This is a genomic window from Ideonella azotifigens (assembly GCF_006519715.1).
Classification (GTDB): domain Bacteria; phylum Pseudomonadota; class Gammaproteobacteria; order Burkholderiales; family Burkholderiaceae_C; genus Ideonella; species Ideonella azotifigens.
The window spans coordinates 1-7,694 of the sequence record NZ_VIDT01000235.1 but is presented as its reverse complement, the minus strand read 5'-3'; the positions used below and the strand labels follow the sequence as shown (position 1 = coordinate 7,694).

General features: G+C 65.0%; 10 protein-coding genes. 3 read left to right on the top strand and 7 right to left on the bottom strand.

The window, feature by feature from the left end; translation table 11 throughout:
- Positions 1–1,782: M61 family metallopeptidase (locus tag FKP22_RS15225; protein ID WP_170200917.1), on the top strand; the 1,782-nt coding region annotated here is incomplete at its 5' end.
- A gap of 169 nt (positions 1,783–1,951) precedes the next feature.
- Here the strand turns inward: FKP22_RS15225 and FKP22_RS15220 are convergent.
- The 7 genes from FKP22_RS15220 to FKP22_RS15190 all read right to left on the bottom strand — a co-directional run bounded on the left by FKP22_RS15220 (position 1,952) and on the right by FKP22_RS15190 (position 6,876).
- Positions 1,952–2,383: a YciI family protein gene (locus FKP22_RS15220; RefSeq protein ID WP_141288319.1), complete on the bottom strand. Its 432-nt coding sequence runs from the start codon at positions 2,381–2,383 to the stop codon at positions 1,952–1,954.
- A 166-nt stretch (positions 2,384–2,549) separates the two neighbouring features.
- Complete coding sequence (locus tag FKP22_RS15215) at positions 2,550–3,071, bottom strand: GNAT family N-acetyltransferase (protein WP_141288318.1); 522 nt, start codon at positions 3,069–3,071, stop codon at positions 2,550–2,552.
- Positions 3,072–3,106: 35 nt separating this feature from the next.
- On the bottom strand, positions 3,107–3,598 hold the full coding sequence (locus FKP22_RS15210) for a hypothetical protein (RefSeq protein ID WP_141288317.1): 492 nt from the start codon (positions 3,596–3,598) through the stop codon (positions 3,107–3,109).
- 67 nt (positions 3,599–3,665) lie between these two features.
- On the bottom strand, positions 3,666–4,112 hold the full coding sequence (locus tag FKP22_RS15205) for a GNAT family N-acetyltransferase (protein WP_141288316.1): 447 nt from the start codon (positions 4,110–4,112) through the stop codon (positions 3,666–3,668).
- A gap of 290 nt (positions 4,113–4,402) precedes the next feature.
- Complete coding sequence (locus tag FKP22_RS15200) at positions 4,403–5,719, bottom strand: type II toxin-antitoxin system HipA family toxin (RefSeq protein WP_141288315.1); 1,317 nt, start codon at positions 5,717–5,719, stop codon at positions 4,403–4,405.
- A gap of 1 nt (position 5,720) precedes the next feature.
- On the bottom strand, positions 5,721–6,041 hold the full coding sequence (locus FKP22_RS15195) for an XRE family transcriptional regulator (RefSeq protein WP_231010515.1): 321 nt from the start codon (positions 6,039–6,041) through the stop codon (positions 5,721–5,723).
- Between the two features lie 103 nt (positions 6,042–6,144).
- On the bottom strand, positions 6,145–6,876 hold the full coding sequence (locus FKP22_RS15190) for a helix-turn-helix domain-containing protein (protein WP_141288313.1): 732 nt from the start codon (positions 6,874–6,876) through the stop codon (positions 6,145–6,147).
- A 112-nt stretch (positions 6,877–6,988) separates the two neighbouring features.
- On the opposite strand from FKP22_RS15190, the gene FKP22_RS15185 reads away from it, so the two are divergent.
- Together FKP22_RS15185 and FKP22_RS15180 are read left to right on the top strand one after the other, a co-directional pair.
- A complete protein-coding gene (locus FKP22_RS15185) occupies positions 6,989–7,483 on the top strand; it encodes a YiaA/YiaB family inner membrane protein (protein WP_231010516.1) in 495 nt (164 codons plus the stop codon).
- A partial coding sequence (locus FKP22_RS15180) for a hypothetical protein (protein ID WP_141288312.1) occupies positions 7,483–7,694 on the top strand: 212 nt, incomplete at its 3' end. The genes FKP22_RS15185 and FKP22_RS15180, both read left to right, overlap by 1 nt.

The following is a 7,694-nucleotide window of genomic DNA, read 5'->3' as shown; positions in this document are numbered from 1 at the left end:
GTCACCGAGACACTGCCCGTCGTGCCGGGCCGCCTGACGCTGCTCTACCCGCGCTGGCTGCCCGGCAACCACGGGCCGACCGGCAACCCGAACCCGTTGGCCGGCCTGCAGGTGACGGCCGGCGACAAGCCGCTGGCCTGGCAGCGCGACCCGGTGGAGGTCAACGCCTTCCACATCGAGGTGCCGGCCGGCGTCTCGCAGCTGACGCTGCGCTTCGAGCACCTGAGCCCGCTGAAGTCCGAACAGGGCCGAGTGTCGATGTCGCCGGCCTTGCTGGGCGTGCAATGGAACACCGTGCTGCTGTACCCGGCCGGCCATGCGACCGACGGCATCAGCGTGCAGCCACGGCTGAAGCTGCCCACGGGCTGGCTGGCGGCCACCGCGCTGCGCGCGGCGGACGGTCAGTTGGCCAAGGCCGATGACCAGGGCTGGATGGCGTTTGGCAGCGTCTCGGCGACCACGCTGGTCGACTCGCCGCTGTTCGCCGGCATGCACGCCAAGCGCATCGAGCTGGACCCGCCCGGCACGCCGCAGCCGGTGGCGCTGAACCTGTTCGCCGACGAGGCCGACCAGCTCGACGCCAAGCCCGAGCAGATCGAGGCCCACCGCAAGCTGGTGCAGCAGACCGACAAGCTCTACGGCGCTCGCCACTGGCGCCACTACGACTTCCTGCTGTCGCAAAGCCGGGAGTTCGGCGGCATCGGGCTGGAGCACCACGAGTCCAGTGAAAACGGCGTGCGCCCCGGCTACTTCAAGGACTGGGAAAAGGCCGCCCGTGGCCGCGACCTGCTGGCGCACGAGTTCACCCACTCGTGGAACGGCAAGTTCCGCCGGCCCGACGACCTGTGGACCGCCAACTTCAACCAGCCGATGCGCGGCTCGCTGCTGTGGGTCTACGAAGGCCAGACCCAGTTCTGGGGCCACGTGCTGGCCACCCGCAGCGGGCTGGTGACAGCGGCCGAGTTCCGCGACAACCTGGCGCACAACGCCGCCGACCTGGCCGCGCGCGGCGGCCGTGGCTGGCGCACCTTGCAGGACACGACCAACGAAGGCGCGATGGAAGCGAGCCGCAACAAGCCCTGGGGCGACTGGCAGCGCGGCCGCGACTACTACGAGGAAGGCCGGCTGATCTGGCTGGAGGCCGACATGCTGATCCGCGAGCAGAGCGGCGACAAGCGCTCGCTGGACGACTTCGCACGCGCCTTCTTCGGTGCAGCGCATGCCAATGCGCCGGACGGCAGCATCCTGCCGCGCACCTACGCCTTCGACGACGTGGTCAAGGCCCTCAACGGCGTGCAGCCCCACGACTGGGCCCGCTTCCTGCGCGAGCGGCTGGACCGCACCGGTGCCGATGCCGCGCCGCTGGGCGGCCTGGCCCGCAGCGGCTGGCGCCTGGTCTATGAGGAGAAGGAGAGCGAATTCGCCAAGGCCGACGACGGCCGCGGCGAATCCGGCGGGCAAGACCTCTCCTACTCGCTGGGCCTGCGCCTGGACAAGGACGGCAACGTGGGCGGCGTGCGCTGGGACGGCCCGGCCTTCCAGGCAGGCCTGGCGCCGGGCGAGCAGGTGCTGGCCGTCGGCATGCAGAGCTGGAAACCCGAGCGCCTGGCCGCCGCCATCACCGCCAACAAGACCGGCCAGGCGCCGATCGAACTGCTGGTGAAGGTGGGCGAGCGCTACAAGCTGGTGAAGATCGACTACCGGGGTGGGCTGCGTTATCCGAAGCTGGAGCGCATTGCGGGGACGGTGGATCGCTTGAGTGCGGAGTTGGCAGCGCGCTGAAGCGCCCTGTATGGAAGGCCCGGTCCAGGCTCAACTGCAGCAGGGCCGGACCTCAATGTGCAGTCGGTTCTCGTCATGATCTATCCAAGTGAGCGCAATTCGCTTTCGAGCAAGAAAGGCACCTCAATCAACGGTTGGTATCGACGCGCGGAGAAGTCCCTGTAAAGGGCTAGGCGTCAGTCTGCCCGGCGATCTGCGCACGCAGTCTCTCCTCTTGCTCGCGCAACTCTGGCGTGAGGGCCTCGCCGAAGTCCTCGGTATCGAAGACTTGGCGTATCTCGATCTCCGAGTCGCCCAGCATCGGGTTAGGGCAGCGCTTGACCCAATCGATTGCCTCCTGCAACGAGGCGCACTTCCAGATCCAGAAGCCTGCGATCAACTCCTTTGTTTCGGCGAAGGGGCCGTCAACTACTTTGCGCTCGTGACCTGAGAAGCGCACACGGGCACCCTTGGAACTGGGGTGCAGTCCTTCGCCGGCCTGCATGACGCCGGCTTTCACCAGGTCTTCGTTGAACCGGCCCATCTCGGCGAGCAGTTGTTCGCTGGGCATCACGCCCGCTTCGCTGTTGCGGTCAGCCCTGATCAGCACCATGAATCGCATGTCGGTCTCCTTACGTAGAGTTGCGGAACGTTGTCGCTCCACCTTTACGACGAATGGAGGCGCTCATTTTCGACACGTAAGCCCGACGTCGTCATTGGGATCAGGGTGCCTTCTGACGCCTAACGCAAGGGGAGGCCCGCTTGCGGGACGCCTCCTTGACGAAGGGTCAGGCCGCATTGCTGGTTGCTTGAGGGGCGAGGGGCTTCGTCATGAGGACGCTCAAGAAGTTCGTGTGTGGTCGCCAGTCACAGGTGCCGACCTGAGCATAGCCCCAGGATCGGTACATCTCGATCAGTTCAGTAGCAGGCTCGGCTGTGTGGAGCGCCATGACTTGGCAACCCCCGAGAACGGCATGTTGCAATGCAGCATCATGGATGCACCTTCCGTAGCCCTTGCCCTTATGTCCTGGCGCGACGGCAAACTGACCGAACGACCACGTGTACTCGTCGCGCAGGAGCAGAACCTTGGACTCGGGGTCGGGTTTGCTGAGCGTGATGGTGGCAATCAGTTCTCCATCTACCTCGCCAACGAAGCCGACGCCTCGGGAAAGGCGCCTGGCTGTGTCCTCGACGGACTGGTGGGTTGCCCAATAGCGGAGCCCCTTCAACGCATGCGGCGCGTAGGCGGCACGAATCAAAGCAGTGAGTGCCACCAGGTCTTCGGTCTCGGCTGTTCTTCGGAAGAGCATGCTGGCACCTTGGTTAGTTTTGCGGCCTAACGAATTCAGTCGCCGCCGAAGGCGGTTGGCTGGAATGATTGGTTAGGGCGCTGGCGCGAGCGCCAGACACCATAGAACACGAGCGCGCCGACCAAACCATGCAGCGCGAACAGCAAGACGCTTTCGGCGTAGGTGAGCCAGGCATACGTGGTCGGAGTGCCGTTGACATAGGTTTCAATGTAGTTGCCATGCCAGTTCTGACCGGCCGAGTAGCCTTCGAGGGTGCGCGGCCAGGAAGACGCTCTTGGCAATGCTCCCAGAAGGGCTCCCGCGGCTCCTAGAGAACCCCAGCCTTCGCGGCGGAACCTCCGTAGTGCAAGGAACGCGGGAATCCCAAGGACTAGAACTACAGCCGCGCCAACCGCCACTACAGCCACAACCATAAGGCCAACTTCGTAGAGCGGTTGAGGTGACGACAGATAGTCAGGAAGGACTCGAAGCAGAAAAACCAGTGGCTGGACAGCCACGGCTGCGATCGCGGAAATCCAGATGTTCATTGCGCCCTCACGTTTGACATGAGAGGCGGCGCCCGGCTTGCCGGGTGACGTCCTCTCGATGGAAGGGTTAGAGCGATTGGCGGTAAACATCGGGTTTGAGGATTTCCATCATGAGCGACGGATTGGCCAGTGCGTTGAACTCGAACTGCTTGTACAAGCCATGTGCATCCTTGGTTGCGAGAATGAAGCGCCTAAGACCTTGCAGGTCTTTGTGCTCCGTGATGACTTGCATTAGCCACTTCGATAAGCCTTTGCCTCGATGTGCATTAAGAATGAATACGTCTGCGAGATAGGCGAACGTGGCTTTGTCAGTGACCACACGAGCGAACCCTACTTGCTCGGCCCGGCGATACAGGCCGAAGCACAGGGAGTTGCTGATGGCGCGCTCGACTACAGAGCGCGGAATGCCGGGCGACCAGTAGCTTTGTGTGAGAAACGCATGAATGGATGTGACGTCAAGCCGCTCCGGATCAGTGGAGATTTCGTACTCGTCGTGCTGAATGTGGTCTGACATATGAAGCGCTCTAACGTCAAATGGACAACCGCCGCCCGAAGCGGCCGGTTGGTCTAAGGTCTTTGGAGGCATTGCGCATGACCGCAGTTTCGCCTCTGAAAACCATTGCTGTCATCTGCTTCTCGAGGGATGAGCTGGCACATTGGCACGCCTAAAAGTTTGCGGATGCGCTCGCCCGCTTCGGCGGCCTCCATGATTGCCTCGGGGTTCAACGTGGGGACACCTTGGCGGAATTTCGTGTCACGGAGCGCGGAGTTGGCGGTGCGGTGAGCGGGGGGTGGGCTTGCCCGTCAGGTGGGCCGGAACGGACTCGTTTTCCGGGGTCTCGACTGCGACGCCTGAAACTGCGCCGGGTCGAAGCTTTCGCGCTGGCGCAGGAGCTCTTCGCCATCGACGCGCTCGGCCAGGCTCTCGATGTCCCGGCTCGCCACGCCGGCCTGCGCAAAGTGCGTTCGCCACTCGTTCACCACCGCAATGACGGCGACCACTTCGGCGGCCGCCTCGTCCGGGCGCAGGCCAAAGGCCTCGCACTGTGACATCGCGTTGGCCAGCGTCGAGTCCCGGCCCTCGGCGCCGCAGATGAACTCCTGATAACCCTGGCCAGAGTTGGTCGGCAAAACGTCATAGGCGGGCGCGAGTTTCAAGCGCCCATGGTCGTATGGGTTCACGACCAGCAGGGCATGGTTCTTCTCGTGATCGTCGGTGTTGTCGAGCAGGATGTTGAAGACCATGCGCCGGAAGAGCTCGCGTGCATCGCGCAGGTGGGTGTCATCCTGCGTGAGGCCAACACGGCGCAGGATGCGCGCGAGTTCGGGGTAACCCATCTCGGGCTCGGCGCCAGAGGCTGTGGCAGCGCGAATGGCAGTGCCCGCCGAAATGCTGTGGATGCGAAGGCCTTGCTCGCGGTCGAAGCGGCGGATCGCGATGGCGTTCGCGTCTTCCAGCCGGATGACCTGTGTCTCTGCCACGGTGATGCCGGCACGCGCGGCCAGCGTCATCGTTGCGTGCTCAACGAGCGGCGCGTCAACTGGCTCGTTGTTGAAGAATTTGACGACCCACTGCTCGCCATCGATCTCGATCAGCGCCTTGGGTTTTGCGCCGCCGAGCGGGCTGCCGCCACCCGCAATGATCTTGGCCTCCAGCGCACTCAACGGCTCCGAGGCTTCGATCTTGGCCACGACCTCGCTGAGCTGCTGCGCCTGGTCGAGTCGAGGCAATGGACTGCCGGCTCTGGGGCTGTAGACGCTGGACGATGTGGAGACACCCAGCGCGCCGAATCGGTCGTCGCCCGCGTAATAGAGGTACTCCATCAAGGACAGGCGCTTGGGTTTGTCGACAAAGCGGATGACTTTCTCGCCCCACCGGTCCGGCCGCGCGTCGTCAACGGCGCCAACCGCGCGCGGCCCCTCTGCGCCCAAGCGGCCAGGTGGCAGGAATTCGTTGTCGACCAGGGGAAGGTCCTCGCTCAGCGCGAATCCGTCGTGCAGCCACGCTTGGGCGTAGCGCAACGAGACGCCCTTGCCCGCAGCGACCAACTTCAGCGCGCCGACCAGGCGCGGTGCCGCGGGCTCGCCCAGGTACCAAAGGGACAGGTCGTCCAGGCGCATCTCAGTCCTGCTCCCGCTTGCTCAAACGCGTTTCGGCCGACGCCTGGGCGCGAGCACGGCCTAGTGCAACGGCCGCTCGAACATCAAGTTCAAGCGCGCCCTGGTCGTGCTCCGGCGCTGCGAGATCCCTCAGTTCACCGTCGCGCTGGATGAGCCAGAGAGCCGTCGCCACGATGCCGATGCCGACCGACGGGTCTCCGGCTTCCAGGCGCTGGAGCGTGGACACCGTCACCCCCATGCGCTTGGCCCAGGACCGCAGTGACTCCTTGCGGCGCAAGCGTGCGACGGCCAGGTCGGCGCCCAGCTTTTCCAGGGCACCCACGGTTGCCGGCGGGAGTTGAAGCAGCGCACGCGCAGTCTTTGGCATACCGATAGATTACAACAGAATAGCATATTTTGTATTTATCTATCAGCACAAATGCCGTCTAGCGCTTCATGTCTCGAAACGCCCCGAACAGCCACGCCCGCATGCCGATCAGCAGCGTCATTGGCCGCTTCTGGTCCGCCGGCAACGCGCGGTCAGACAGATGCTGCTGCGCAAAGTCCTGCGCCAGGCGCTGCAGCCGCTCCTGGAAGGCGATGGCGTGGCGCGGGGCCACCTGGCCGTGCACCAGCGCCAGCAGTTCGGCCTCGCCGTCGAAGCCGCCGCTGTAGAAGTCCTGCACCACGTCTTCGCGGAAGAACTGCATCACCGGGCCGTGCGGGCGCCAGCGGAAGCCTTTGGCGAGCTGCAGGCGGTAGCGGTTCAGCGGGCGCAGCGCGATGATGCCCAGGCGGTCCAGCTGCGCCAGGTGGCGAATGACTTCGGGCTCGGTGATGCGGTAGTGGCCGACCATCTGCTCCAGCGACCACTGGCTCATGCAGCAGATGGCGACCAGCAGCAGCTTGCGGTCGGCCACCACGGCGCGCTCCTGCTCCAGCGTCAGTTCGCGGCGTTCGGGCTGGGCCTCGGCGACCTGGCGTGAGAGCGCGGCGAAATCGGTCTTCAGCACGCGGCAGATTTCGTCCACGCGCGACAGCGGCATCTCGCCGCGCGAAAACATGCGCTTGACGCTGGACTCGGCCATCTGCAGCTCGCCGGCCAACGCGGCGTAGGTCAGGCCGGCGGCCTTCAGCTCGTTCTTGATGACCTGGATCAGGGCCTGGGTGCTGGCCATGCGGGCTCCTGCGGGAGGGTGACGTATCGAATGACGATACCAGATGTGCCATCCGGCGCGACGCAGCATCCAGACAGGCCACTTACGGCGCAAGCTCGCCAACATCGCGTCCATGTTCAACGCTCCCGTCACCGACATGGACACCTCCGCTGTCTCGTCCCTCGCCGTCCGCCGCGACACCGCGGCCTGGCGGCTGCAGGTCTGGCTGTCGTTCGGCATCGCCGTTTCGCTGTGCGCCATCGGCCTGGCCTGGCTGCCGGGCGACGACATAGCCCGCGCCTTCATGGTCATGGGCTATGTGTTCTGCCTGTCCAGCGCTTTCGGCCTGGCCAAGTTCGTGCGCGACAACCAGCGCCGCACGGTCGACACGCCGATGTGGCGTCTGGTGGTGTGGGGCGGCTTTTTGCTCTCGATGGGGCTGACGGGCTGGGGCCTGTGGCGCATGGGCATACAGCCGGTGTGGAAGGCCTTCCTGCTGGTGTCGTGGCTGTTCCTGATCTCCAGCGTGTTCACGCTGGCCAAGACCCTGCGCGACGCGCATGACGCCGACCTGCTGGAAGCCCGCCTGGCCGGCCGCCGCGAAGCCCTGCGTGAGGAGACTCGCTGATGTGCACGACCACTGTTCTCAAGCCGGCCACGAAGACCGTGCGCAAGACCGCCCGCGGCGCCGTCTCGGTCAGCCTCGGCATGGTGCTGGTCCTGGCCAGCTGGCCGCACACGGTGCTCGCGCACCAGGGCCCATCGGAAGCCAGCGAAGCCTCGGCGCTGTCGATCGCCATCTCGGTGGCCACGCCGCTGGCGGTGCCGGCTGCCGTGCT

What these genes read in the sequence shown, in the direction of transcription:
- FKP22_RS15200 (WP_141288315.1), bottom strand. Translation starts at nt 5,719, where the DNA reads ATGCGCCTGGACGACCTGTCCCTTTGGTACCTGGGCGAGCCCGCGGCA.
- FKP22_RS15210 (WP_141288317.1), bottom strand. Translation starts at nt 3,598, where the DNA reads ATGAACATCTGGATTTCCGCGATCGCAGCCGTGGCTGTCCAGCCACTG.
- FKP22_RS15205 (WP_141288316.1), bottom strand. Translation starts at nt 4,112, where the DNA reads ATGTCAGACCACATTCAGCACGACGAGTACGAAATCTCCACTGATCCG.
- FKP22_RS15190 (WP_141288313.1), bottom strand. Translation starts at nt 6,876, where the DNA reads ATGGCCAGCACCCAGGCCCTGATCCAGGTCATCAAGAACGAGCTGAAG.
- FKP22_RS15215 (WP_141288318.1), bottom strand. Translation starts at nt 3,071, where the DNA reads ATGCTCTTCCGAAGAACAGCCGAGACCGAAGACCTGGTGGCACTCACT.
- FKP22_RS15220 (WP_141288319.1), bottom strand. Translation starts at nt 2,383, where the DNA reads ATGCGATTCATGGTGCTGATCAGGGCTGACCGCAACAGCGAAGCGGGC.
- FKP22_RS15185 (WP_231010516.1), top strand. Translation starts at nt 6,989, where the DNA reads ATGTTCAACGCTCCCGTCACCGACATGGACACCTCCGCTGTCTCGTCC.